The organism is Providencia rustigianii DSM 4541 (assembly GCF_000156395.1).
Taxonomy (GTDB): domain Bacteria; phylum Pseudomonadota; class Gammaproteobacteria; order Enterobacterales; family Enterobacteriaceae; genus Providencia; species Providencia rustigianii.
The window spans coordinates 856,555-881,849 of record NZ_GG703819.1; the positions used below are offsets into that span (position 1 = coordinate 856,555).

Annotated in this window: 18 protein-coding genes, 2 tRNA genes and 1 pseudogene; 12 read left to right on the top strand and 9 right to left on the bottom strand. The window is 39.8% G+C overall.

Annotated elements, in window-relative coordinates; all coding sequences use genetic code 11:
• The first annotated feature begins 41 nt into the window (after positions 1-41).
• A complete protein-coding gene (locus PROVRUST_RS13840) occupies positions 42-1,409 on the top strand; it encodes a sensor histidine kinase (protein ID WP_006815487.1) in 1,368 nt (455 codons plus the stop codon).
• A 93-nt stretch (positions 1,410-1,502) separates the two neighbouring features.
• Positions 1,503-2,078 (top strand): cysteine hydrolase family protein, encoded by a 576-nt coding sequence (locus tag PROVRUST_RS13845; protein WP_006815488.1) that lies wholly within the window; start codon positions 1,503-1,505, stop codon positions 2,076-2,078.
• A 321-nt stretch (positions 2,079-2,399) separates the two neighbouring features.
• Here PROVRUST_RS13845 and PROVRUST_RS13850 read toward each other — a convergent pair whose 3' ends face one another.
• Positions 2,400-2,912 carry an anti-virulence regulator CigR family protein gene (locus tag PROVRUST_RS13850; RefSeq protein ID WP_006815489.1) on the bottom strand — a complete coding sequence of 171 codons (513 nt, stop codon included), beginning with the start codon at positions 2,910-2,912 and terminating at the stop codon, positions 2,400-2,402.
• Between the two features lie 179 nt (positions 2,913-3,091).
• Here PROVRUST_RS13850 and PROVRUST_RS13855 point away from each other — a divergent pair, with 179 nt between their 5' ends.
• The 5 genes and pseudogenes from PROVRUST_RS13855 (at position 3,092) to PROVRUST_RS13875 (ending at position 9,180) form a co-directional block, all read left to right on the top strand.
• The gene (locus PROVRUST_RS13855; RefSeq protein WP_039855338.1) at positions 3,092-4,342 is read left to right on the top strand and encodes a mechanosensitive ion channel family protein; all 1,251 of its coding nucleotides are present in this window, start codon (positions 3,092-3,094) and stop codon (positions 4,340-4,342) included.
• Between the two features lie 308 nt (positions 4,343-4,650).
• Positions 4,651-7,079 (top strand): annotated as a pseudogene (locus PROVRUST_RS13860) (DMSO/selenate family reductase complex A subunit).
• Positions 7,080-7,090: 11 nt separating this feature from the next.
• Positions 7,091-7,708 carry a DMSO/selenate family reductase complex B subunit gene (locus PROVRUST_RS13865; RefSeq protein WP_006815493.1) on the top strand — a complete coding sequence of 206 codons (618 nt, stop codon included), beginning with the start codon at positions 7,091-7,093 and terminating at the stop codon, positions 7,706-7,708.
• A gap of 1 nt (position 7,709) precedes the next feature.
• Complete coding sequence (locus tag PROVRUST_RS13870; RefSeq protein ID WP_006815494.1) at positions 7,710-8,486, top strand: dimethyl sulfoxide reductase anchor subunit family protein; 777 nt, start codon at positions 7,710-7,712, stop codon at positions 8,484-8,486.
• Between the two features lie 94 nt (positions 8,487-8,580).
• Positions 8,581-9,180, top strand: a complete 600-nt coding sequence (locus PROVRUST_RS13875; protein WP_039855488.1) for a TorD/DmsD family molecular chaperone — start codon at positions 8,581-8,583, stop codon at positions 9,178-9,180.
• A gap of 65 nt (positions 9,181-9,245) precedes the next feature.
• On the opposite strand, the gene PROVRUST_RS13880 is transcribed toward PROVRUST_RS13875, so the two are convergent.
• On the bottom strand, positions 9,246-9,788 hold the full coding sequence (locus tag PROVRUST_RS13880) for a DUF924 family protein (protein ID WP_006815496.1): 543 nt from the start codon (positions 9,786-9,788) through the stop codon (positions 9,246-9,248).
• 414 nt (positions 9,789-10,202) lie between these two features.
• Here PROVRUST_RS13880 and PROVRUST_RS13885 point away from each other — a divergent pair, with 414 nt between their 5' ends.
• The gene (locus PROVRUST_RS13885) at positions 10,203-10,472 is read left to right on the top strand and encodes a hypothetical protein (RefSeq protein WP_006815497.1); all 270 of its coding nucleotides are present in this window, start codon (positions 10,203-10,205) and stop codon (positions 10,470-10,472) included.
• Between the two features lie 38 nt (positions 10,473-10,510).
• Here the strand turns inward: PROVRUST_RS13885 and PROVRUST_RS13890 are convergent, their stop codons facing one another.
• From PROVRUST_RS13890 to PROVRUST_RS13910, 5 genes are read right to left on the bottom strand one after another with little or no spacing between them, the layout of a single operon-like run.
• Entirely contained in the window at positions 10,511-12,253 is a 1,743-nt protein-coding gene (locus tag PROVRUST_RS13890) for an acetyl/propionyl/methylcrotonyl-CoA carboxylase subunit alpha (protein ID WP_006815498.1), read from the bottom strand.
• Entirely contained in the window at positions 12,240-13,844 is a 1,605-nt protein-coding gene (locus PROVRUST_RS13895) for a 5-oxoprolinase subunit B/C family protein (protein ID WP_006815499.1), read from the bottom strand. Before PROVRUST_RS13895 ends, PROVRUST_RS13890 begins: the two co-directional genes overlap by 14 nt.
• 8 nt (positions 13,845-13,852) lie before the next feature.
• Positions 13,853-14,659, bottom strand: a complete 807-nt coding sequence (locus PROVRUST_RS13900) for a putative hydro-lyase (protein WP_006815500.1) — start codon at positions 14,657-14,659, stop codon at positions 13,853-13,855.
• The gene (locus PROVRUST_RS13905) at positions 14,656-15,435 is read right to left on the bottom strand and encodes a LamB/YcsF family protein (RefSeq protein WP_039855341.1); all 780 of its coding nucleotides are present in this window, start codon (positions 15,433-15,435) and stop codon (positions 14,656-14,658) included. Before PROVRUST_RS13905 ends, PROVRUST_RS13900 begins: the two co-directional genes overlap by 4 nt.
• Before the next feature lie 26 nt (positions 15,436-15,461).
• The gene (locus PROVRUST_RS13910) at positions 15,462-16,700 is read right to left on the bottom strand and encodes an NRAMP family divalent metal transporter (RefSeq protein ID WP_039855343.1); all 1,239 of its coding nucleotides are present in this window, start codon (positions 16,698-16,700) and stop codon (positions 15,462-15,464) included.
• Positions 16,701-17,092: 392 nt separating this feature from the next.
• Here PROVRUST_RS13910 and PROVRUST_RS13915 point away from each other — a divergent pair, with 392 nt between their 5' ends.
• The 3 genes from PROVRUST_RS13915 (at position 17,093) to PROVRUST_RS13925 (ending at position 21,388) form a co-directional block, all read left to right on the top strand.
• The gene (locus PROVRUST_RS13915; protein ID WP_006815503.1) at positions 17,093-17,755 is read left to right on the top strand and encodes a GntR family transcriptional regulator; all 663 of its coding nucleotides are present in this window, start codon (positions 17,093-17,095) and stop codon (positions 17,753-17,755) included.
• 365 nt (positions 17,756-18,120) lie between these two features.
• A complete protein-coding gene (gene gltP, locus PROVRUST_RS13920; RefSeq protein ID WP_006815504.1) occupies positions 18,121-19,431 on the top strand; it encodes a glutamate/aspartate:proton symporter GltP in 1,311 nt (436 codons plus the stop codon).
• 448 nt (positions 19,432-19,879) lie between these two features.
• On the top strand, positions 19,880-21,388 hold the full coding sequence (locus tag PROVRUST_RS13925) for a phosphoethanolamine transferase (RefSeq protein WP_006815505.1): 1,509 nt from the start codon (positions 19,880-19,882) through the stop codon (positions 21,386-21,388).
• 822 nt (positions 21,389-22,210) lie between these two features.
• Here PROVRUST_RS13925 and PROVRUST_RS13930 read toward each other — a convergent pair.
• Together PROVRUST_RS13930 and PROVRUST_RS13935 are read right to left on the bottom strand one after the other, a co-directional pair.
• Positions 22,211-22,286, bottom strand: a tRNA-Thr gene (locus PROVRUST_RS13930).
• 5 nt (positions 22,287-22,291) lie between these two features.
• Positions 22,292-22,379 (bottom strand) — tRNA-Ser (locus PROVRUST_RS13935).
• A gap of 215 nt (positions 22,380-22,594) precedes the next feature.
• On the opposite strand from PROVRUST_RS13935, the gene rcsD reads away from it, so the two are divergent.
• Positions 22,595-25,294: a phosphotransferase RcsD gene (gene rcsD / locus PROVRUST_RS13940; RefSeq protein WP_006815506.1), complete on the top strand. Its 2,700-nt coding sequence runs from the start codon at positions 22,595-22,597 to the stop codon at positions 25,292-25,294.
• Position 25,295: the final 1 nt, after the last annotated feature.

Consider the following 25,295-nt stretch of genomic DNA (forward strand, 5'->3'; position numbering starts at 1 on the left):
CCGGGGTATCGGCTATTTATTGAAAAAAGAAGCTCAACCTAGTGAAAATTAAATCGTTCCTTGTTTATACCTTTGGGATCCAAATTGGCTCTGTCATTTTACTATGGCTGCTTCTAATTGGCTGGCTACAGTTTTTTTATCTTCCCGATATTGTTGATGATGATGATTTCAATCAGCAACAGCAAATTGTTACCCAAGGTATAGCGCAAACTCTCGGAACCGTTTCAGACAATCAGGAATATTTTGATACGTTAGCCGCTACCTTGCAAAAAATGTATACCGATGCCATGGAAAATGGCTTGGATACTAGCTATAAACCTTTTATGGTCGTCAGAGATAAGCAAGGTCATGTGCTATACCGCAACAGTGAAAAGATTGCCGACCCCTCCTTAAAATCAGTCAAGGACTTGACCAATCTATACAAGGATTGGCATTTTACTTCCGCTTGGGACGATAAACATAAATTAGAAGTCGTCATCGCAGAGTCTTATCTTGAGCGCAGAAAATTGATAGGTAACCCTGCGGAGGGAACCGCTATCCCTTTAGCCTTTATTCTGGGGATTATGTTAATCGCAATTTTAATTACTGCATATTTCAGTATTCGTCCAATCAAAAAAATTGCGACTATTATTTCTTCGCGTCAGCCGGGAAATTTAGCCCCGATTGATACTAAAGATATGTATAAAGAAACTCGCCCGATTATTTCAGCAATTAATAAATTAATGGCCCGCGTAGACGAGGCAAATCAACGAGAAAAACGTTTTATGGCTGATGCAGCTCATGAACTACGAACCCCTATTGCCGCAGTCACGGCGCAACTACATTTGTTAATGAATATTGATAATCCAAAAGAAAAAGCTGAAATCATTAATGACATGAAAGAAACGCTCAATCGCGCCGCTTCGGTATCCCATCAATTAATCGATCTCGCCAGATTAGAAGCTGAAGACTTCACCATTCGCAAAGAAAAAATTGATTTGCCGACGCTAATTAGCCATCTGATTTCTTCACATATTCCTTATGCATTAAGTAAAGATATCGATGTCGAGTTACAAAGCCCTGATGCGTTTGACGTGACTACCGATAAATTGGCGCTAAGTAACGTTTTTACTAGCCTAATTGAAAATGCGATCAAATATTGCCCTGAAAAAGCAAAGATTAAAGTGACGATAAAAAATCTGAGCCCATTTGGTGCAACAATTACGATTCAAGATAATGGTCGCGGGATCCCTGATGAAGAACGAGAGCATCTATTTTCTCGCTTTTATCGTGTTCCTGGAACATTAGAAATGGGTAGTGGTTTAGGATTATCTATTGCACAAAATCTTGCATCCAAAATTGGGGCAACATTAAAAGTGACTGAGGGGCTAGATAATAAAGGGATCGGCTTTATCATTGATGTACCTTAAATAGAATAATGCTATTGAGTTAACATCCCTCCCTACGAATAACCACTACAATGCCACTTTACGTTTATTTACTTAGCCATTGAAGGGGCAATAATGTCAAAAGCGCTAATTATCATCGATCTTATTAACGATATTGTTGGTAAAAATGGATTATCCAACAGTAGCTATCTACAAACTAACTCGCGAAAAATTATAGAAAAAGCAAACCAAGCAGCGAGTTATGCACGTAATCAAGGTATTCCCGTCATTTGGGTCAAAGTCGGTTTTAGCGATAACTATCAAGATATTCCCACTGGCTCCCCCCTATTTCAACACGCGAAACAAGTCGGCGCCCTTAAATTAAGTGGGCACGGTTGCAGCTGGGTTGATGAGCTAGAAGTTCATATGCATGACCGAGTGATGATTAAAAAAGGTGTTTCTGCTTTTGCTGGGAATAAGCTTCATCAATGGCTACATGATAATGACATCACCCATCTCTATTTTGGTGGAGTGAGTTCTGTGATGGCAATTCAGAGTAGTGTAAGACAAGCCCACGACCTCGGCTATTTTTGTCATGTATTAGAAGATCTCTGTGCAGCCGCAACCCCTGAATTACATGACCAAAGTATGTTAGAACTCACTAGTTTATCAATAATTTCATCAACTAAAGAATTTATGCAAACAAAATAGTCCGCAATATACCTAAGGTTGTAAATAACTTTTTACACTCATTAGGCTACAAATAAGTTTAATGTTTAAAATATTTTTTAATCGATTATTGACTTTGGTCAATAAAAAATTAGAATGCTCCTACGTGATCAAGATCACACATTAACATTCGGAGCTAATATGAACAGCATCAAAGAATTTTTCGTTAACCTGCAAGAAGTTGTTGAATTGTTATCTAAACGTTTTATGTAATTTGCGTTAAATCATAGTCAATCAAACTTTTATTTACCTCATTCTAGTATTTGCAAAATTTTGCTAACGGCCTTATTAAAGGCCGTTTTTTTATTCAAAAACATTCTCAATAATTTCAGCAATAACCGCTGTGCCAATTGCAACCAAAATTAAATCCTTTCCACTCATTTTCCATTCATAGCCTGCATAGGCTGGTAATTGATGTATGAATTTCGATGGCAATATTTTTTTCGCAATTCCTGGCGGTAATGGTTTTCCTCTTCTTACTTGTTTTGCAATACCCGGCGGCAATCCTTTATAGCCTGTAAGACCATATTCAATAGCTAGTGGCCTCACCTCCCCAAAACTCACACTAAAACTGATATTTGGAGCAATACGCAAAGTTCCTTGAATACTCGAATTATCATTATTCCATTGCTTCATTTTATAATGGTCATCGTCTTTATTCTTTTGGCCGTTGTTGCCTTTAAATTCTTTATTATGTTTGTTACCGTTTCCATGCCCGTTGTTACCATTCGGATCGGAGAACGCAAGTGGGGATATCCCCATGAATACCAAAATAAGAACAAGTGGTAGGCACCTATTTCTTGTAGGCTTTTTCATCAGTATTTCCTCGTAATCATGATCGTCTGAGAGTATTCCTCAAATTATAGAGCATCAATCAGATTAACCGCCATTTTCCGTAATCTTATGTAAATATTCATGATTTTTCACAAATCTGACACATATTTCCCTATACTAGATTGTCATTTATGGATGTTCTGAACCAAAAAGGAGAACCTATGCAGCAGCAACTGCTCAACTGGGTACACCAGTTTAATCAAGACTATGCCAACCTCGCTTCACTACTGATGGTTCTTGGGTTGATTCTCATTGTTGCCCTCGTCTTACACCTGATTCTACATAAAATACTTTTACCTACCCTTGAAAAAAGAGGGAAAAAACTGGGATCCGGCTGGCAGCATCAACTAACACAACATAATTTATTCAATCGTATTGCCTTTATTATTCAAGGTGTTGTGGTTAATATTCAATCGACACTGTGGCTACAATCAGGCTCGACGCCACAAATTGTTCTTAATGTAGCTTCCCAAGCGTGGTGCTTGTTATTTGGTTTGCTTGCCATTTATTCGATCCTAGATATCGTACTGGAAGTACTACAACGCGCAGCGAAAACAGCTCACCTGCCCTTGAGAGGGATTTTCCAAAGTATCAAATTAATCGCCACCCTACTGATCTCAATAATGATCATTGCGCTACTCATTGGTAAATCACCACTGATCATTCTGAGTGGCTTAGGGGCAATGACTGCGGTCATGATGTTAGTATTTAAAGACCCAATTATGGGACTCGTTGCTGGTATCCAATTATCAGCAAACAATATGGTCAACATCGGCGATTGGCTAGAAATGCCGAAATATGGTGCTGATGGAGCAGTGATTGACATTGGATTGACTACGGTGAAAGTCCGAAATTGGGACAATACCGTGACGACAATCCCAACCTACGCTCTAATTTCTGACTCTTTTAAAAACTGGAAAGGGATGACGGAATCTGGTGGGCGTAGAATCAAACGAAGCCTGCGTATAGACGCCAACAGTATCCATTTTTTGCAATCAGATGAAATTGCCTATCTAGAGAAAGCAAACTTGCTTGAACCTTATATAGATAAAAAAATCTCTGAAATTCAATCATATAATAATTCATTACCCGAAGATAAAGCGGTTCCATTAAATCAGCGACGTTTGACCAATATTGGTACATTTCGCGCTTATATAGAAGCCTACTTACGTTCTCATCCTAATATCCATAAAGGAATGACGATCATGGTTAGGCAGCTAGAATCTGATTCCAATGGTATTCCAATCGAGATTTACGCCTTTACCAATACTACCGTATGGCTAGAATATGAGCGCATTCAATCGGATATTTTTGATCATATATTCTCTATATTGCCTCAGTTCAATTTACACGTTCATCAGTCACCTACCGGAAATGATGTTCGATTAATAGGCCATTCAACAGTTAAATAGCTAATTAGATGCAACTTATAAATCCTGCTTAATAATTCTAATGCTGTTCCATGACCTTTAGAGGGGGAAACCCCTCTTATACTCCCTATACCACTTTATGGTTATATATAAAATAATATAACGATTGATAACCAAAACAGAACTAAAACTATCTCCTAATCAGAAAAAGTCCTTAAAAATTAAATAAATAAAAACATTTACCATGCTTTTATCATGGTTATTGTTGATGTATATCATGTTAGCAATGGGCTATTTTTTCTAACATATAGGCATACACCTAATACGTTTTTTACATATAGGCAATGTCGATGCATAAAAATAAAATAACACCTAAATTCGCAGAACTGAGCAGGAGGGAGTTTATACAAACCTCCGCAACCGTCGCTGGTGCAGCAGCGGTCGCAGGCTCAATCACTCTGCCTTTTGCTGCTCAAGCAAAAACACCAACCATCATGCCAGATGAAGTCAGCGAAAAAATCAGTTATAGCGCATGCTTAGTTAACTGTGGTAGCCGCTGTCCACTTAAAGTTCACGTAAAAGATGGCGTCATCAGCCGTATCTCGAATGAAACGATGTATGACGACTCAACCCTTGGCGAACACCAAATTCGCCCTTGTCTACGTGGCCGTTCGGTTCGCTGGAAAACATACAATCCCGATCGCTTAAAATACCCAATGGTACGTGTTGGTAAGCGTGGTGAAGGTAAGTTCAAAAAAATCAGTTGGGATGAAGCAACGACTATCATTGCTGAAAAGTTGAAATATACTATTGATAAATATGGTAATGATGCAATTTACTACCAATATGGTTCAGGTTCTACAGGCGCAAACTTACATGGTCGTGCAGCGTGTAAACGTCTACTGAGTTTAACGGGTGGATTCTTAGGTGACTATGGAACATATTCTTATGCTCAGCTAATGGAAATTACACCATATGTATATGGTAGCGTTGAAGAATCTTACTTATCTGAGATTCAAAATTCCGATTTAGTTGTGATGTTTGGTCATAACTTAGCGGAAACTCGTATGTCTGGAGGGGGACAATTCTATGAAACCCTCAATGCCCTTGAAAAGAGCAAAGCCAAAGTTATTATCATTGATCCTCGTCGTACCGATAGCGTAACCACCCTTGGTGCCGAATGGATCCCTATCTATCCAGGTACCGATGCTGCATTAGTTGCTGCTCTGGGTTATGTGATGATCCAAGAAGGCTTAACTGACGAAGAATTCCTGAAAAACTATTGTGTAGGCTGGGATGAATCAACACTGCCAGCATCCGCACCGCGTAATGCATCTTACAAAGATTACATTTTAGGTAACGGTCCTGACGGTATTGCAAAAACACCAGAATGGGCAAGTAAATTAACCGGAATTTCCGTCGCTCGTATCACTCAGTTGGCTCGTGAAATTGGTAATGCACAGCACGCTTGGATCTCACAAGGCTGGGGCTTACAACGTACCGAAAATGGTGAGCAAGCTTGCCGTTCTATCATGATGCTCCCGATTATGTCTGGCAATATCGGTCGCTCAGGTACCAATACTGGTTTATGGGGTAACAGCTTTGCTTATCCTGTAGCTGGATTTGGTTTGCCAAACCCAGTTAAAGCCCTGATCCCAACCTATATGTGGTCAGAAGCCATTGTTCGCGGTAAAGAACTCACTGCAGAAAATGGAGGCATTAAGGGTGTCGATAAGCTGAATAACGACATTAAATTTATGTGGTGCTACTCCAGTAACGTAATTGGTAACCAACACGGTGACTTAAATAAAACCCATGAAATTCTTGCGGATGAATCTAAATGTGAATTTATCCTCGTTTGGGATAACCACGATACCCCGTCAGCAAAATACGCCGATCTATTGTTACCCGATGGACTACCGTTGAGACTAATGACTTAATCAATAACTCTTACGCAAGTGGGGCTTATCACTATCTGGTTCGTCTGCAAAATGCTATCGACCCATTATGGGAAAACCGCCCTAATTATGATGTATTAGCTGAAATTGCTGAAAAAATGGGTGTCAAAGACCAATTTACTGAAGGTCGCACTTACGCTGAATGGATTGAGTTCTGCTATAACAAGACTCGAGAGAAAATGCCTCATCTGCCTGAATTTAGTGAAACCGATGGCGCGGGTATTATTGACCGTAAATTCCTCAATAGCGCAGAAAATGTAGCATTGAAAAATTTCCGTGATGACCCTGCGACTAATCCATTGAAAACACCATCAGGAAAAATTGAGATCTATTCTGAACAACTGGTTGAACGCGTTAAAAACTGGGAACTCCCAGAAGGTCAGCGTATCCCTGCAATTCCTGAATATTGTGTGAACAAAGAAGGTGTTGAGGCGCAAAATGCGCAACAAAAACATACTTTATTAATGACCGGCTTCCACGATAAAGGCCACGTTCACTCCACTTATTACAACGTGGCAATGCTACGTGAGGCGATCCCACATCAATTCTGGTTGAACCCAATTGATGCTCAACAACGTGGCTTGAAAAATGGCGACCTTGCTGAAATCTTCAATGATCGTGGGCGTCTACAAATTAAAGTGAAAGTGACAGAGCGCGTATTGCCAGGTGTGATTGCTGTTCCTCAAGGTGCATGGCGCGCGTTGAACAGCGAAGGCTTAGATGTTGGTGGTTGTATCAACACTCTGACCTCACATGTCCCTTCCCCTCTGGCGAAAGGTACACCGCAACATACTAACCTTGTTGAAGTCAAACGCGCTTAAGGAGTTAATTGATGAAACAGTATGGATTTTATTTTGACTCCACAAAATGCACTGGCTGTAAAACTTGTCAGGTCAGTTGTAAGGACGAAAAAGATTTAGATTTAGGCCCAAAATTCCGCCGTGTTTATGAGTTTGGTGGTGGTAGTTGGCAAAAACAAGATGGCATCTGGCAGCAGAATGTTTTTAACTACTATTTGTCTATCTCTTGTAATCACTGTTCTAACCCAACATGTGTAGAAGGTTGCCCAACAGGTGCGATGCATAAACGTGCTGAAGATGGTTTAGTGGTCGTTGACCAATCTATCTGTGTCGGTTGCCGTTACTGTGAATTGCGTTGCCCGTATGGCGCCCCACAGTTTGATGAAAAGAAAAAGCTGATGAGCAAATGCGACGGTTGTTATGAACGTGTCGCAAAAGGCATGAAACCTGTTTGTGTAGAGTCTTGCCCACAACGTGCTTTAGACTTCGATGACATTACAGTTCTGCGTGAGTTACACGGCACAGAATGCGGTATTGCACCAATGCCAGATCCTAGCCTGACTAACCCTAATATCGTCATCAAGCCACACAAAGATGCAAAGCCATCCGGTGATAAAAGTGGCGAACTGAAAAACCCTGCGGAGGTCTAATATGCATGAGTTACCACTGGTTTTCTTTACCGTCTTAGGGCAATCCGCTGTCGGTTTATTCTTACTCGCTTATTTAGCACGCAAGATGGGTTCCATCGATGACAAGCAACTCAGAGTTGCGAATATTATCGGTTTCATCATTGTGCTGATTGGCTTAGGTATTGGAGCGCTACACGTTGGGCAACCACTGCGCTTCTTTAATATGCTACTGGGTGTCGGTCGCTCACCGATGAGTAATGAAGCATTTTTAAGTGGTGTATTTGTGGGATGTGCTGCTGCAACGGTATTCTTTACTCATTTTGTGAAACAATCCGTTCTGCGCGAGCTGGCTAACATTGCCACTGTCATTTCGGGCTTAGCTTTTGTTTGGTCAATACCGCAAGTCTATAATATTGCCACTATTGCTAACTGGAATACGGAATATACGACGCTACAAATGTGGGCAACGATGTTTGTGGGCGGTGGAGCATTGGCTATTGCCATTGGTGCTCGTGGTCTAGGTATTGCGGCTTTCCTACTCGGAACCTTAGCTATTTTTGCTAGCCGTGCAGGATATCAAGCATTTTTATCCGAAACAGGTCCAGCATTGAGTGCTGAACAAACTGGTTTCTGGGGCTTCCAAGTCGTGGTTTTAGTGATTGCATTAGCGGCTTTCGTCGGTTTTGCTCTCAAGCAACGTGCGCCTAAAATCCCGTTAGCAACATGTGCAGCCGCGGTATTGTTAGCTGAATTATCCGGTCGTATCGCGTTCTATAACCTGTGGCAAATCACCATGTAAGGTGCTTTATACCGTGTTATGATTGATGACCAAAGCGCCTGAATTCAGGCGCTTTGTGTTTAACTCTGCTGACGTTCATCTGATAGGTATAATGATGCAAGCTCTCGATACAACACTTTTTCGTATTTTAGGGGCAATGTTTTATTACTCCCCTGAAAGCCAAACTTTTCAAACCCTACAACCTGTGCTTCCTCAGATCCCCACATTACATACATGGGATGATAATGAACAAATAGCGGCAATCTGTGATCAACTCGCTCAGTATTCTCCAGAGACGCTTCTTTATGATTTTTCAGTGCTCTTTGAGGGGCAAGGTACTATGCCAGCACCACCTTGGGGTTCGGTGTATTTATCCCATGATAATATTGTCATGGGAGATTCCACCAGCGCTTATCGCCATTTTCTTATGGGGCAAGGGTTAGTCACCAATACAGGGATCCGTGAGCCAGAAGACCAATTTGGTTTAATGCTCATGGCGATATCCGCATTGGCGGAACAAGGGGAAAATGCGGCCATTATTGAACTATTGGAAAAACATTTATTACCCTGGGCGTACCGCTATTTAGCATTGGTACAACAGAGTCAAACTGAACATCCTTTTTACCCACAAATAGCCCAAATTACTGAACAGTATTTATCCCACTTGCAGCAGCAACTGGAATTACAACCGACCCCTGCGGAGCTGTTCCGCTAACGTTCAGGCTGAAAACATGAGTTTGTAGTACAAAACTACAAACTCATGTTTATGGTCAGTCTCAATTAAAATGAAGAGTTAGGTTGCTGTAAAAAAACCACTTCCTCTGCTGTTGACGGTCGGTTCAAAATGCCATTTCGATGAGGGTATCGACCAAACTTATCAATAATTGCCTTATGACGCATTTCATAATCCAACGTATTATCATCCCCTAGCATGCGGAATAACTCTACGGCTTGTAAGTGAATAAAGCTGGATTCTGAGTGCATAAATGGCATCAAAATAAATTTGCGCTGTGATAGCGTCAGCATATTGTAATCAGGTTGCTTGATAGCCTCTTGGGCAAGAACTAGCGCCATACCATCTTGAGCAAAGGCTCGTGGCGTGTTTCGCCATAAGTTACGGGAAAATTGGTCAAGAATAATAATTTCAGCCAGACGCCCTCGAATCGATGAACGCCAGTATGCCAGCTCCCCTTGTGATGCTTGTTCACTGAGTGTTTTAAAACGCTTAGCGATGGTTATGTCAAATTTTTCGCTTTTCTCAAACCATTGTTTTGGGGTCGATTCCTCGAACCAAAATGAAAGCACTTCTTCCATGGCATTCATAATGTACCTATCTCTATTATTATTGCGTTATTTCGCTAATCGTAGATAAAAATCATTTAGATTGACAGGATGGGGATCTTAAAACACACATTTACAGACAACTATTTGGTTCTTTTGCGAGCCAAGCCTAAATTAATCGGACTGTTAAAAATAATTCCCCTCTTTTCGCCAATAACCCGCTATAAATAAAACTAATCTGTTTATGATTATCTAATTAGTGAATTAATCAGTAACCACTTGCTAATTAATGTGAAATGTCATTTATCTATCATCCGAATACATACTTTTAATAAATCCGATGTTAGAATTTGACTTATATTTTTCGAATAAAAGACGCTTTTCACCCTATAAAAACGGTGTTAATGAGTCATCTTGGGTCGGCTTCATTCGTGATTAATTGAGAAGGCAATGTAAATGGCAGGACATATGGTACTTATTGGTTGGGCATTATGGGTCAGCCCTTGTGGTTCCGACTCATGCGATGCATTACCTGTTACCGAAACCATTTATACCCAAGAACAGTGTATGAGTAGGAAAGCTTACTTAGAATCTAAGCGCCCTAATCTATTTTTCCTTTGTGGCGAGGTTTACCGCGATAGCGATGAAATTGCCAAAGAAGAAAAAAATGTCGTACCCGCACCAGCCCCACCACTGCGTAATTTGCCTGAACGTGAGGCGCGTTAAAATGAGGTGGCATATAGCCACCTCGTGATGATTTGAGACTAAATAATCTCCGCAATCTTACAATCCGCACTGATAAAATCCCCTTGATTGGCCGCATATTGTAGCTGTCCTGAGCGGTGGGCTATCACTTGAACCTCCATTTTCATCGCTTCCATTACGCCGATAACATCGCCTTCAAGCACTTTATCACCTTGAGGTACTAACCAATTGAATAATATTCCAGAAATGGGAGCATTCACATTATAAGGACTGTTATCGGCAATATGTGCCTCTTGAACAGCGATATTTTGAGTGACTGCCATACCAGAAAATAATTGTGCAGGTAATCCCAATTCACAACGCTTACCATCAATTTCTATAAACGTACGTGTTAAATCTTGATTGACTTGAGGAAGCTGTTTTTTCGCGGGTGGAATTTCCACATTAAATTCGGTCTCAATCCAACGTGTGTGTACCTTGAACTGTTCACAGAAATCATGGTGATCAATGACTGCACGATGAAATGGTAATACAGACGCCACCCCTTCAATGTTGAACTCAGCAAGCGCTCTGCGTGCTCGTACAATCGCTTGCTCACGGGTTGACCCGACCACAATCAATTTAGCCATCAACGAATCAAATGTACCCGGAATGGTGGTTCCCGCAACGACACCACTATCAAGGCGCACTCCCGGACCTGACGGGGCATCAAAGCGAATAATAGTGCCCGGTGTCGGTAAAAAGCCATTGCCTGCATCTTCGGCATTGATTCTAAACTCAAATGCATGGCCTCTGGGTACTGGTGTTTCCAAAATACTGAGTGGCAATCCTTCAGCTATTCGTAGCTGCTCAATAACCAGATCAATTCCCGCGGTTTCTTCAGTGACAGGATGTTCAACTTGTAAGCGAGTGTTAACTTCTAAGAAAGACAACATTCCTTCTTGGCTCAATAAAAATTCGACTGTTCCTGCGCCAACATACCCTGCTTGACGGCATATATCCGTCGATGCGCGTATAATTTGCTGTTCTAATGCATCAGATAAAAACGGTGCCGGTGACTCTTCGACTAACTTTTGATTACGGCGTTGTAAAGAACAATCTCGCGTTCCTACCACCACTACATTACCGTGTGTATCCGCAATCACTTGGGCTTCAATATGACGAGGATTATGCAAAAATTGTTCAATAAAACATTCACCGCGACCAAATGCAGCTGTCGCCTCGCGTACCGCGGAATGGTATAACTCTTCGACTTCGTGCATCTGCCATGCCACTTTTAAACCACGACCTCCCCCACCGAATGCGGCTTTAATCGCGATAGGTAGACCATGCTGGTGAGCAAATTCAACGACTTCACTGGCTTCTTTGACAGGATTTTTAGTTCCAACGACTAACGGAGCGCCCACTTGGAGTGCAATGTGGCGAGCTTGTACTTTATCACCTAAGGTATCGATACTTTCAGGGCTAGGTCCAATCCAAATCAGGCCGGCTTGTTGTACCGCACGAGCAAACTCTGAGCGTTCTGAAAGAAAACCGTACCCCGGATGCACCATTGTCGCCCCTGATTTTTTGGCGATCTCGATTAGTTTCTCAATATTTAAGTAGCTTTGTGCTGGAGTATTACCGCCAAGACCAAAAGCTTCATTAGCCATCGTGACATGCAATGCATCAATATCACTGTCCGCATACACCGCGACAGAAGCAAAACCATAGTCACGACAAGCACGAATAATACGTACCGCAATTTCACCACGGTTAGCAATTAGAACCTTATGTACTGGATTATTTTTATTCGTTTTCATAAGCCTCACGACTCCCTTCAAATTCATTAAATTCATTCAGTGGATTAAAGCGAATTTTGCCATTGACGGGGATTTGTCCCGCTAAATCTAAATGGTATTCGCACACTGACCCAATCACTGGATAGCCACCTGTTAGAGGATGGTCATTCAAAAATAGAACCGGTTGTCCATTCGCGGGCACTTGAATTGCACCAATACAGGTTCCTTCACTGGGTAATTCTTGTAATTTTTCACGCTCTAAGGGAATTTCCCCTGAGAGGCGTAATCCGATACGGTTCGATGCCGCAGTCACTTGCCATATTTGTTGCTTAAGTAGAGCGAGCGCTGGTTGACTAAACCAATCTGTTCTCGGCCCTAAAATAATATCCAGCACGACCACATCATCCGCCGTTGGATAATCAAATGCAGGAGTTTCATTGAGTGAAATAGCCTGTGTGCAGCTATTTTTTTCGACTGATAATGACTGCCCTACCATTAAAGGAGCTGGACCCACTTGAGCGAGAGTATCAAATGAGCAACTTCCCAAGATAGGAGCCACATGGAAACCACCGCGCACAGCAAAATAGCTACGTACCCCTTTGGTCGGTCGCCCAATGTGGATGACATCCCCTTTTGCCAGATGAACAGATTGATAATTTGCGACGAAATAGCGCTTTCCTTCATCGGTTGTGATTTCTATTGAACATTCGGCTCCCGTCACGGCGACTAATAAATCTTTATTCGCTCGGGCTTTGAATCCCCCTAACGTGATTTCTAATACGGTAGAATCCGAGTGATTACCGACCAAACGATTCGCACTATACAAGGCGGATTTATCCATCGCCCCTGCTTCAGAAATACCTAATGCCGATTGCCCAATACGCCCTAAATCTTGAAAAAGTACCTGTAACCCTGTCGCGAGCACAGTTAAATCATAAGTTTGTGCGTTATCTGCTCGTTTTTTTTCTGGCTGACTTGGTAGGCTATAACTGATGGCACTTTTGGCCTGATCCACAAAATGAACACGATATCCTGCTTGTAGTAAAGCGGGCTCTGAGCGATTAATATCCCAAACGGCGAGATCCGTAATGCCGATCAATTGCCATCCACCGGGGCTAGCTTGTGGATAGACGCTACTGAACTCACCCGCAAGTGCGACTGAACCCGCTGGTATGCGTACACGAGGAGATTGACGACGAGGTACATGTAACTGCGCCTGTTTGGATACCATATAACCAAATCCTGGTGCAAACCCACTAAAGGCAACTTGATATTCATTTTCTGTATGGCGCCGGATCACTTCATCAACTGTAATGCCCAGATATCCCGCCACTTCCGCTAAATCTTCACCATTATAATGCACCGGAATAGTCACTAATTTGCCCGCTTTGTATTCCAAGGCTTCAACATTGCGTTGGGAAATTTGTTGAATTAGTACCTCAACATTAATAATGTTCGGGTTATAACGCACAAGAATGGTACGTGCCGCTGGCGTGATTTCATCAATTCCATTAATCGGCATATTAGTCAAAGAATCAGTGAGTGCCATGGTCTGTTCAAGACTGGGTAATTCAACCATAAAAGCTTTTAAATTAACGGGTAAAAAACGCATAGGCACCTCTATACATGATAAGCCGCATCAGGAATATCGGTGATAAACATATACCCCGGAGCATGGCTCAATGCGAAAGGTACCCCCGATTTCATCACTGCGGCTTGAGGCGTGACACCACAAGCCCAAAATACGGGAATTTCACCTTCTTCGATGCGAACCGCATCCCCAAAATCAGGGCGCATAATATCGTGAATACCCAGCAACTCCGGAGCACCAATATGTACCGGTGCACCATGTACCGCAGGAAAACGTCCCGAAATACTTACCGCGTCAGCCACTCTATTTGCAGGAATAGGTCGCATTGACACCACCAATTCACCTTCTAACCGTCCTGCTGGACGGCATAATCGATTGGTTTTATACATCGGTACATTGGAGTGATCCATGATGTGACGAATTTCAATCCCAGCTTCTAACATCGGTGTTTCGAACGTGAAGCTACAACCAATTAAAAATGTCACTAAGTCCGGATGTTGCTGATAAATTTCGGTAGCATCAGTGATTTCATTCACTAATTTCCCGTGCTCCCACACACGATAGCGTGGAATATCGGTACGTAAATCTGCGCCTTCTGCCAATATCGTCTGCCAACTGCCAGCTTCACAAACATCCAATACTGGGCAACTTTTTGGATTACGTTGGGCATAGAGTAAAAAGTCAAAAGCCCAATCTCGTGGTAATGCAATCATATTGGCTTGGGTCATTCCCGGTGCCATACCCGCGGTCGGCTTATCATAGCCTTGACGGATGGCGTCTCGCGCTGCTTTTGCTGCTTGAATTGCAGATTTAGAGGCTTTCATTAATTGGCTCATGACCCGCACCTCTTCCCTGTAAATGCACAGACCTTAATACCTTGTTGCTCAAAGATTTCACGTACTTTCTTCGCCATCTCTAGCGCACCGGGGCTATCTCCATGAACACAAATGGAGTCGGCATCAATCGGTGTAAATTGACCATCAATTGAGATAACCCCGCCTTCATTCACCAGTTGTAGCATACGTTCTGCCACGAGTTCCGGGTCATGGAGGACTGCTCCCGTCAGCTTTCTAGAGACCAGTGTGCCATCGTTGTTATAGGCTCTATCAGCAAAAGCTTCCGCGACGACATTTAGCCCTCTCCCCTTTGCCCAACCTACAAGCGGGGATCCGGCTAATGCTACCAAGGTTAAATCGCCATCAATGGCTAGTATTCCATCAATTACTGCCATTGCTTGGCGTTGGTCATGAGCGATGGTGTTATACAGTGCACCATGAGGTTTCACATATTCGACTTTCGCTCCCACCGCTTTGGCCAAACCTTGCAAGGCACCAATTTGGTAAATCACATCAGCTATTAGCTCCTCAGAGGCAATATCCATATTGCGACGACCAAAGCCTACTAAATCGGGATATCCCACATGCGCCCCTACAGTGACGCCATTTTTTTTGGCAGAAGCTAAGGTTTTCATGATGCCTTCGGGAGAACCGGCATGAAATCCACACGCGATGTTTGCACTACTTACGATGCTTAGCATCGCTTCATCATTTCCCATCTCCCACTGCCCAAAACTTTCCCCAAGATCGCTATTTAGGTCGATTTGCTTATTCATTATGATCCCTTCGCCTCTTATCGATTTTATTTTAAGTAGTTGAAAATTGCCGTAACGGACATCGCTCCCATGTACCATGTTAAAGCGCAAGTCACTACCCCAGACCACAATAACCAACGCGGGTAATGGTAGCCTGACATCAAGTCCGCTCTTTTCCATGCGATATACACAAAGATACTCAAACCAATCGGTAGGATCAGGCCATTAAAACCACCCGCAAAGACTAATAATGCCGCAGGTGCCGTCCCCATTAAGAGATAAATCGCCAGAGAAACCGCGATAAAGATGATCGTTGAAATGTTACGCTGTCTTTCTGTAATGCTGGATTTGAACGCTTTTAAGAAGCTCATTGAGGTATAAGCTGCGCCAATCACACTGGTGAGTGCTGCCGCCCATAAAATTAAACCGAAGATACGTAAACCATAATTACCCGCTGCCGCTTGGAAGGCTTGGGATGCAGGGTTGGCCGATTTTCCTGAAATATCAATAGTTACGCCACTTGCAACGACACCGAGAATGGCTAAAAACAGTACGTAGCGCATGATCCCAACCACCACGATCCCTTTAGTTGCCGCGCTCGCTACTGCTTGAATATTTTCAACACCCACTTCACCTTTATCTAATAAACGGTGGGCACCCGCATAACAAATATATCCCCCCACCGTACCACCAACAATCGTTGTGATCATCGCAAAATCAACAGTATCTGGCAGGACGCTTTGACGCAACGCTTCACCCACTGGCGGGTTTGATGCAAACATGACAAACAACGTTAAGCCAATCATCACTAAGCCAAGTACGATAATTAGCCGATCAATAAATGTACTGGCCTTTCGGGATGAGAAAATATAGATGGCAAGTAATGCACTGAGTAATCCACCCCATTTAGGATCCAGACCAACTAACGCATTTAGCCCTAACCCTGCGCCAGCAATATTACCGATGTTAAATATTAAACCGCCGAATATGACTAATACCGCGAGCACATAACCGCTTCCCGGAATAGTGGCATTGGCGATATCCGATGAGTGCATTTTTGTTAACGTCACGACGCGCCAAATATTTTGCTGTACTACGAAGTCAATGATGATTGATGCCAAAATACCAAAAGCAAATGCAGCCCCGAGAGTGACGGTAAAGGTTGCTGTTTGAGTGATAAATCCCGGTCCAATTGCTGATGTCGCCATAAGAAAAATAGCGCCAATTAAGGATGAACGACGTTTTTTTACATATTCTGCGGTAGTCGTATTTTCTTGAGCTGCCATACGCATACTCCTCTATGAATTGTTTTTGTAGTTATGAATTTATGTGTGTTGTGCTGATTTATAGAGGCAATTTTCGTGCCATTGTTCTACTAATAGTGAAGATTGTTTATTGATCTGCATTGGATTGTTCAACAATTAATATGAAATGATGAATAAACAATCAATGAAAATCGTTATTGATGATTAAAAAATCAAAGCTTGATCACTTTTTTAACAAGTAACCTCAATTATTAACATTTAATATTCCAATACAGACCCAAACTTGTGCGATGACTGATTCCATTTTTAGATCCATGCCCAAAATAAGTGCATAAAAGGAATCTTGCTGCGATTAACTGAATATGTGAAGATATCTGCCTATCACTCTCATCCACTCAATTAAGCTTGTCTTTATGAAGAAACAGCCTATGGCTCAAACACTGTCAGTCACCATTGCAGAAACTATTCGTCATAAAATTACGATCGGTGAATTAACACCAGGACAGCGTTTATCTGAGGCGATGTTGAGTGAAGAATTAGATATTTCACGCAATACCCTGCGGGAGGTTTTTCGCGTTCTGACTCAGGAAGGATTACTGACTTATGCACCAAATAAGGGCGTTTATGTGTCAGTACCTGATATGGCCGCGATTATCGACATTTACCAAGTTCGCCGATTAATTGAATGTGATGCACTAACCCATGCCTATGCCCTGCATCCCGCAGTGCAAAAAATGAAGCAATCCGTCAGCGAAGCACGCGAACATGAAAAAGTAGAAAATTGGATTGGTGTGGGTACAGCAAATATGAATTTTCATACTGCTATCGTTGAGCTGTCTGACAGTGAACGTCTTATTAAGCTATATCATAATATTGCCGCTGAATTACGGTTAGCTTTCGGTCATTTAAATGATCCAAAAATTCTTTACGCTCCTTATATTGATAAAAACCAAGCTATTTTAGCGTTATTAGATGCAGGGAAAAACCAAGATGCGGCAAATACCTTACGTGAATATCTTGATTTATCTGAGCGTACATTATTAGCTGCATACAAAAGAAGCCAATCACGGTTATAAACCCCACTCTAATTTATCCTCTCTGTTATCTGAATTCTTCCATTTATTTCGATAAATATTTTATTCTTAATATATAAAATCCTGTCTATTTTCACTTTCTTTAATAAATTATATTTAACCATCCTCCTGAGTAATTAACATCTTATTTTATTATCGTCACTGATACATAATAACTTACACATAGAAACAAAATGAAATAACACAACGATATTCAATAACATTTTTTACATTTTATTATCAATAACCTTTGTAAATAACTCCATTTTATCGAATAAATGATTGTGGTTTTTCCGAATATTAGTTATAAAAATGCCCATAACAAAAAATACAATGTTAAATATTATTAATATATTTGAGAATTAATCATGACACTAAACAACATCGTTCCAAAAAAAACATTTAAATTTGGCCTAGGATGGCAGATTCTAATCGCTCTCATTTTAGGGGTTATTGTCGGTGCTTTGCTGCATGAAAGTGCAGAATATAAAGATTGGCTAATCCTAAATATTTTATCTCCCGCAGGTAAAATTTTTATTCAATTAATCAAAATGATTGTTGTCCCGATTGTTATATCAACATTAATTGTCGGGATTGCAGGTGTGGGTAATACCAAGCAATTGGGAACATTGGGTTTTAAAACCATTGTTTACTTTGAGATCATAACGACAATAGCTATTATTGTGGGGATCTCTTTTGCTAATATCTTTGAACCTGGTGTCGGTATTGATATGTCTCAACTGACACAAGTTGATATTTCGCAATATGAAAAAACCACTCAAGAAGTTGCAAGTCATCCATCTGGCATTGTAAACACGCTATTATCTCTGGTTCCTAGCAATATATTTGCAGCAATGGCAAGTGGCGATATGCTTCCTGTTATTTTCTTCGCGGTATTATTCGGTTTGGGGCTATCTTCTCTACCTTTAGAAAAAAAACAACCTCTGCTGAATGTTCTACAAACTTTCTCAGAAACCATGTTCCGTGTGACAAATATGATTATGCTGTATGCGCCTGTTGGGGTATTCGCATTAATTTCGGTTACTGTCGCAAATTTTGGCTTTAGCTCATTAATCCCACTACTTAAATTAGTTATTTTGGTTCACTGTGCAATTATCTTCTTTGCTGTTGTTGTGCTGGGACTGGTCGCGCGTTATTGTAAAATCAATATTTTCACACTGATGAGAATACTGAAGGATGAATTATTATTAGCCTATTCCACAGCCAGCTCCGAAACAGTTTTACCGCGGATCATGGATAAGATGGAAAAGTATGGAGCTCCTAAATCAGTTACCAGCTTTGTAATCCCAATTGGTTATTCCTTTAACCTTGATGGCTCCACTCTCTATCAAAGTATCGCTGCCATTTTTATAGCTCAACTATACGGCATAGAGCTTTCTATTGGCCAAGAACTTATTCTGGTATTTACCCTAATGATTACTTCAAAAGGAATAGCTGGTGTACCAGGCGTATCTTTTGTTGTTCTTCTCGCCACGTTAGGTTCGGTTGGGATTCCATTGGAAGGTTTAGCCTTTATTGCGGGCGTGGACCGTATTCTAGATATGGCTCGTACTGCACTCAATGTTGTCGGTAACGCATTAGCCGCATTGGTTGTCGCTAAATGGGAGCATAACTATGATGTGACAAAGGCACGTGAATATGAAAAGAGTTTAGGATAAATATTTAACCTTTGACTATTAATAGACAGCTTACCTATCATTAAATCTTAAAATCACCTTTCTTAATCATAGAAAGGTGATTTTAAATTATATTCATTAAAAGAGTTAATTTTCTAAAGTAATCATCTTCAATATTAAAGTACTTCGATACTAAAAATAGAAAGTGATTATGAATTAGTAATCATTAAAATATCAATTTTAGTGTATTTTGATAATCAAAAAGATATTGAATAAAAATAGTTTTTACTATTTGTTTTTTTTCATTTACCATTCATCAGCGCAAAAAAATCTCTGCAAACTCTATGCTATTTCTCTTATCGTTTGATGATTTTTAGTACGATAAAAACAGCAAGATTAGACGCTCTAATGGCAAGATTCTCTGTCTGAGGTCTGAGGATTCTTTATAAAATGGCTAAAATTCAACCATAGCTCCATCATAGATAATAATATGCTTAAATTAGTCAAGAACAAAACATCATTTAATACGTTAATTTTATTTTTATTTTTTACTGCCATTCATTATGCAATGGGGTATCACTTCAAAATTTTCTATGTTCTCGCGATGACTGGGCTACTTGTTGTCATTAGTCGCTTTACGATAACCTATAGAATTATTATTTTGTTCTACACAGTGATAGCTTCATTTTACTTACCCGTAGGTTTATTGTACGGCTATCCTGATTATAATATTTTTTCCTCTTTTTATTATACTGACAGTGAAGAAGCGAAAGGTTTCTTAACAAACATAAATTTAAAATATTATGCCCTATCGATTTTGTTATTTGCCTTTGGTGTCTTTGTCTCTCGGCTTAAATTTGAAATAGGTAAAAAAAGCCAATACGCATTTCTAACATTTTTCATTATTATTACAGCAATTTCGCCCATCAAAGCTATGTCGAGTGGAAGCTGGAGGCTACTTTTAACCTCAGGGCTCCCCGAGTTTCGTTTTTTCACTGAAAGTCTTTTCTATTTAGATTATTTAAATCAAGAAAAAAAATCTGTTGAAGGGGACGATACCTTCGTATCTCCAACAGTAAATCCAAAATACAATATTTATGTTGTTGTTATTGGTGAGAGTGCACGTAGAGATTTTATGCATAGCTACGGTTTTCCTCTTGAAAATACACCATTCATGGATAATGCTCCCGGCTATATTTTTAATAATTTTATCTCTGCAGCAGGATCAACAAATTTATCGTTATCCCATACGTTATCAATGTATCCAAAAATGCCTAATAATCTAATAACCTTAGCAAATAAAGCCGGTTTTAAAACATACTGGATATCAAGACAAGGAATTTTTGGTAGACATGATGGCCCAGTAGCTTCGATTGCCAAACGTGCCACTGAAAACCATTTCGTAGGGGGAAGCCAGCTAATAGATGATAATGTTATGTCCCAAGATGCACCGGTTATCCCTAAATTTATCGAATCTCTTAATCAGCCCGGTAAACATAAATTGATCGTTGTACACTTAATTGGAAGCCATTCCCCATTCTGTGAGCGCAGTTTTAATGCCTATGACCAATTTTATAAGAGCGATAAACTATCTTGCTATGTACAGACAATAAAGAATACTGATTTACTGCTTTCACAATTACAAAAAATCCTTGTAAAACAAAACACCTCATGGTCAATGCTCTATTTTTCCGATCATGGCTTATCATTTATTGATAACCAAGAAGACCTCATTCATGGAGATAAAAAGCGTCAAAACTTTGAAATCCCATTCTTTATAACCTCTTCTGATGCAACTCAACAGGAAGTTATTTCTGCTCGACGAAGTGCTTTTAGCTTCTTGAATCTCTTTGCTGAGTGGACGGGTATATCTGAAAAGCATATCAATACTTCATGCAAAATGATTTCCAATCAAGAATGTGATAATCAAAATACAGTTATTAATTTTGATAAAAATACAATGAACTTTGATCAGCTTGATCATGATGATATTCAATAGAAGAAATCAGCAATTTATTCATTGGGGTATATTGCTGGTTTTTATTGACTAAAAATAAGTATTTTTACTTGCTATAAGTTTATTTAAAAAAATATTATGTATTTTTTTAGCAAAATACTATTTCCCTGCTAATCTCAATATTACTCAACTTTTGCATTCCATATATTTAGGTTAGTTGCAATGAATCAGGTCAGACGTTTTCTATTGTTTCTCAAAGTTATTCAACATTTAATGGTTATCTTTTTATTTTCAATGTCATACTTTATGCTGCAAAACTGGCTTCAATAATAAAGGAAAATAAACTATAGGTAATCGTAATCTACTCGATACAAGTAGATATAGAATTCTTTTGTCTAATGATTGATAAATGTATTTTTTAGTATTAAAAATTCAATATTGAGCTATAAAAACCAAATAAAGGAAATTTTAAAGATAAATTATCCTAAATTAAATTATCTCTGTTCTGCTTTATATTTTATATAAAGCACCATTATTATCCTGCACTACGCTAATTCTCATTGGCTCATATACTTTGCAATAACAATTAGTACCTATCATACACCCCGTAATCAGGTTTTTCCCCTCTCATAACTGCTCGTTGTTGCTCATGAACCGCTTCCCTATCCACTCTTTTTTGTTCAGATGAGCGAGAATCTTTATGTGTCTTTGGCCATGCAGACTTATTTGGCTCATATGTAGGCGTGAATGAGCATCCTGTAATAATAGATAAACAAAGTAGTGATATGATTAATTTCATTATTTTTCTAAGCATGAGTAAAAAGAAAAAACCCGTTGCATCTTTCGATGTAACGGGTTCTTATTTGGTGCCGGCTACCGGAGTCGAACTGGTGACCTACTGATTACAAGTCAGTTGCTCTACCAACTGAGCTAAGCCGGCTAATTTGGCGGAGAGATAGAGATTCGAACTCTAGGATGGTTACCCATCGGCGGTTTTCAAGACCGCTGCCTTCGACCGCTCGGCCATCTCTCCATGGGGCGCGATTATGGAGGAATCGCAGGGGCTTGTCTACCCCTGAAAGTAAAAAAATTGCATTTTTTTGTTCATTTGACTAATCTTCACTCAATTGTTCTCTATTTCCCTAAAAAAATGCTAATATCGAGGAGAAATCAGTATTTGCCCGCTGTCTAGGTGTATGATTTTTAATCTAATTAATTCAATTTGCCCGTGGGACTGCGAAGGACTGTATGTACAAACAATCACTATTAAAATCAAATACGCTTTCTCGCATCTTTATTGCGTTTGTTATTCTGCTGGTCGCCACTTTATTCTTATCTTTGTACAACTTTTATCATGCGTGGATGCAAGGTCATCAAACTGCGGTCAATACGCTGGCGAACCGTCTTGCTTATCAAATAGAAGACTACCGTTATCAAGCCAGTCAGATATATAAATTAGCAAATGATAAAAGTGCCCCCGACTCAATGAACGACATCACTGTGACTGAAGTCCGTAATGACATGTATTGGCTAAGTAGCGCCAATCAAACTATTGACTCAGTGGTTTTTGGAATCAATAAGCCGAGTAGTAAAGTGTTAGCATCTAAGCTTGCTAACTATATGGAAATTGTGTGGGGAGCTCGTAACGAGTTTAACTCCATGTATTATTTAAATGGTCAAGATAATACATTAGTGCTGGTCACGACCCATTCTATTTTAAAACCGGAACTACGCTATAAAGAAAGCTATTTAACTCTCACTGCCGAAGACAAGCGTGCTGACATGATTTCTCAATCCACCTTACTGGATCGCCGTGAAATTATCTCTAATGTACAAAAAAATAGCGCTGACAATGTCTACTATTATACTTATCGTTTAGTGTTCAACTCACCGGGGCGACTCAGCAGTGTAATTTCTTTTGATATTTCAGTTAATTCTATTCTGCCATTTACGCTGCAAGGGAATGATGTTTCGCTATCTCAGCGCGCAAATAACTCGACAAATAATGAATCTAGTATGTCCTTAGTGGGAACCAGCGTCGTGTTATCTAAACCTGTTGAAGGAACTAATTACCAAGTTCAATACAATATATCGCTGAGAAATATCATATTCGGTGTGGTCAGCTATAACTTATGGTTGATTGTTTGTATATTCGCAGTGGCATTTTTAGCGATGTTAACGACTGTATTCATCCGTAAGCGCGTGATCTCACCTAATGCGACTATGTTGAATGAGTTAAGATTTAAAGACACACTCAATAACGATATTATTAGCCATATTTCTTACGGAATCCTAGTGTATGACTTTTATACCAACAAGAAAATATTGAGTAATAGCATTGCTAACCAGTTATTTCCATCAATGGACTTAAATCACATCAAGGAAATGGCAACTGAGCACAATGATATTATCCAAGTATCTATTGAAAATAATGTTTATGAGATCATTTTAGTTAATAGTGCAGCCACTGAGAATATCATTCTCTTTATCATTATTGATAAAGATAAAGAGCTTTTGACACAGAAGCGCCAAGAGATGGCAAATCGTGAGTACCAGCGAAATATCCAACTAAGAAAAATCGCATTTGAAAATATTTGCAGTGAGATCTTACCGGCAATCACTCATATTGATCACTCATTCACTTTACTTGCCGATTCCGAACACATCAAAGACAAAGCATCACTCATTGAGATTCAAAATCAGTTCTTCTATATTCATAATTGGTTTAAAAATATTGAATTAATTAATCAGCTCGAAGCTCAGCAGGTAGATTGGAAACAAGAAAAATTCTCTATTAGCCACCTTATTAGCCAGTTTATTAAGCAAAATTTAATACATTTAGGAAGCAAGGGGCTAGGGTTTTACTTTTATAATCGCGTTCACCCTGACTTTTTAATTGAAAGTAGCCCATCCCATTTACGTACACTATTTCAATTAGTCTGGGATTACGCCATTGAAACAACCGCCTTTGGTAAAATTGTTGTTTCTATTGACTACGATGAAGAAAAACATGAAGTTGAAATCAATATTAAAGACAGCGGTATTGGTTTAACCCCTATCGAGTTAAATAACCTACAAAGCCCATTTACTGGACAAATTTTACATACTTCAGTATTTAAACGTTCAGGAATGACTTTTTATCTCTGCAAATTGTTAACTCAAAAAATGCATGGCTCATTTTCGATAAAATCTAGCGAAACCATTGGGACACATTATCAAATCTTGTTGCCTGCATTGATGGATCAGCAAACCAATGAATATCCGGCCCTGCTAGAGGATATTTATATCCGGCTTAATATTCATAATGCAGATAGTGCCCGCATAGTAAAACGAGTCCTAAGTAACTATGGTGCGGAATATCTTGATATACATGAAAGTTCGCCTCATGGAGATTGGGATCTATTACTGACAGACAATGATGAAATTGATTTTAATAACATAATTAAAATTAATGGTAATTTACGTGGGATCCATAAAACTAAGCCAAATTACATCGAGGTTAACTATAACTTTGCAGATGAATTAATTGATGCAATCTCTTTGTTGATAGAAAATTCCGAGCTCGTAGAAGATAACCCTGCATCTCAAGAGATTTTGATGCAGAAAAAACTTATCGAACCGCTTGAAACTAATCATTCAATAGATGAAATTCTTTATAGCTATCATTTAATTCTGTCAAAGAGTGATTATAAAGATTTGTTTATCACAACAGTACCGATAGATATTAATAAACTGTATAATAGTGAAAGTGTTGCGAATTTAACCGAATTAAAAAACACTGCACATCGACTAAAGGGAGTTTTTGCTATGCTTGAATTCGAATATCTTCATCAACTCTGTGAGGATCTAGAACGTTTCATAGCAGATGAAAACGGACTTGAAATAAAAAATTGCATTAGAGAACTGGATGTCTCAGTAAAAAGACTAATGCCAGAAGGTAACCAATAAT

Excerpts from the sequence above, each read along its gene's own strand:
- PROVRUST_RS13845 (WP_006815488.1), top strand. The coding sequence starts at position 1,503 with ATGTCAAAAGCGCTAATTATCATCGATCTTATTAACGATATTGTTGGT.
- PROVRUST_RS13850 (WP_006815489.1), bottom strand. The coding sequence starts at position 2,912 with ATGAAAAAGCCTACAAGAAATAGGTGCCTACCACTTGTTCTTATTTTG.
- PROVRUST_RS13855 (WP_039855338.1), top strand. The coding sequence starts at position 3,092 with ATGCAGCAGCAACTGCTCAACTGGGTACACCAGTTTAATCAAGACTAT.
- PROVRUST_RS13865 (WP_006815493.1), top strand. The coding sequence starts at position 7,091 with ATGAAACAGTATGGATTTTATTTTGACTCCACAAAATGCACTGGCTGT.
- PROVRUST_RS13870 (WP_006815494.1), top strand. The coding sequence starts at position 7,710 with ATGCATGAGTTACCACTGGTTTTCTTTACCGTCTTAGGGCAATCCGCT.
- PROVRUST_RS13875 (WP_039855488.1), top strand. The coding sequence starts at position 8,581 with ATGCAAGCTCTCGATACAACACTTTTTCGTATTTTAGGGGCAATGTTT.
- PROVRUST_RS13880 (WP_006815496.1), bottom strand. The coding sequence starts at position 9,788 with ATGAATGCCATGGAAGAAGTGCTTTCATTTTGGTTCGAGGAATCGACC.
- PROVRUST_RS13885 (WP_006815497.1), top strand. The coding sequence starts at position 10,203 with ATGGCAGGACATATGGTACTTATTGGTTGGGCATTATGGGTCAGCCCT.
- PROVRUST_RS13890 (WP_006815498.1), bottom strand. The coding sequence starts at position 12,253 with ATGAAAACGAATAAAAATAATCCAGTACATAAGGTTCTAATTGCTAAC.
- PROVRUST_RS13895 (WP_006815499.1), bottom strand. The coding sequence starts at position 13,844 with ATGCGTTTTTTACCCGTTAATTTAAAAGCTTTTATGGTTGAATTACCC.
- PROVRUST_RS13900 (WP_006815500.1), bottom strand. The coding sequence starts at position 14,659 with ATGAGCCAATTAATGAAAGCCTCTAAATCTGCAATTCAAGCAGCAAAA.
- PROVRUST_RS13905 (WP_039855341.1), bottom strand. The coding sequence starts at position 15,435 with ATGAATAAGCAAATCGACCTAAATAGCGATCTTGGGGAAAGTTTTGGG.
- PROVRUST_RS13910 (WP_039855343.1), bottom strand. The coding sequence starts at position 16,700 with ATGGCAGCTCAAGAAAATACGACTACCGCAGAATATGTAAAAAAACGT.
- PROVRUST_RS13915 (WP_006815503.1), top strand. The coding sequence starts at position 17,093 with ATGAAGAAACAGCCTATGGCTCAAACACTGTCAGTCACCATTGCAGAA.
- gltP (WP_006815504.1), top strand. The coding sequence starts at position 18,121 with ATGACACTAAACAACATCGTTCCAAAAAAAACATTTAAATTTGGCCTA.
- PROVRUST_RS13925 (WP_006815505.1), top strand. The coding sequence starts at position 19,880 with ATGCTTAAATTAGTCAAGAACAAAACATCATTTAATACGTTAATTTTA.
- rcsD (WP_006815506.1), top strand. The coding sequence starts at position 22,595 with ATGTACAAACAATCACTATTAAAATCAAATACGCTTTCTCGCATCTTT.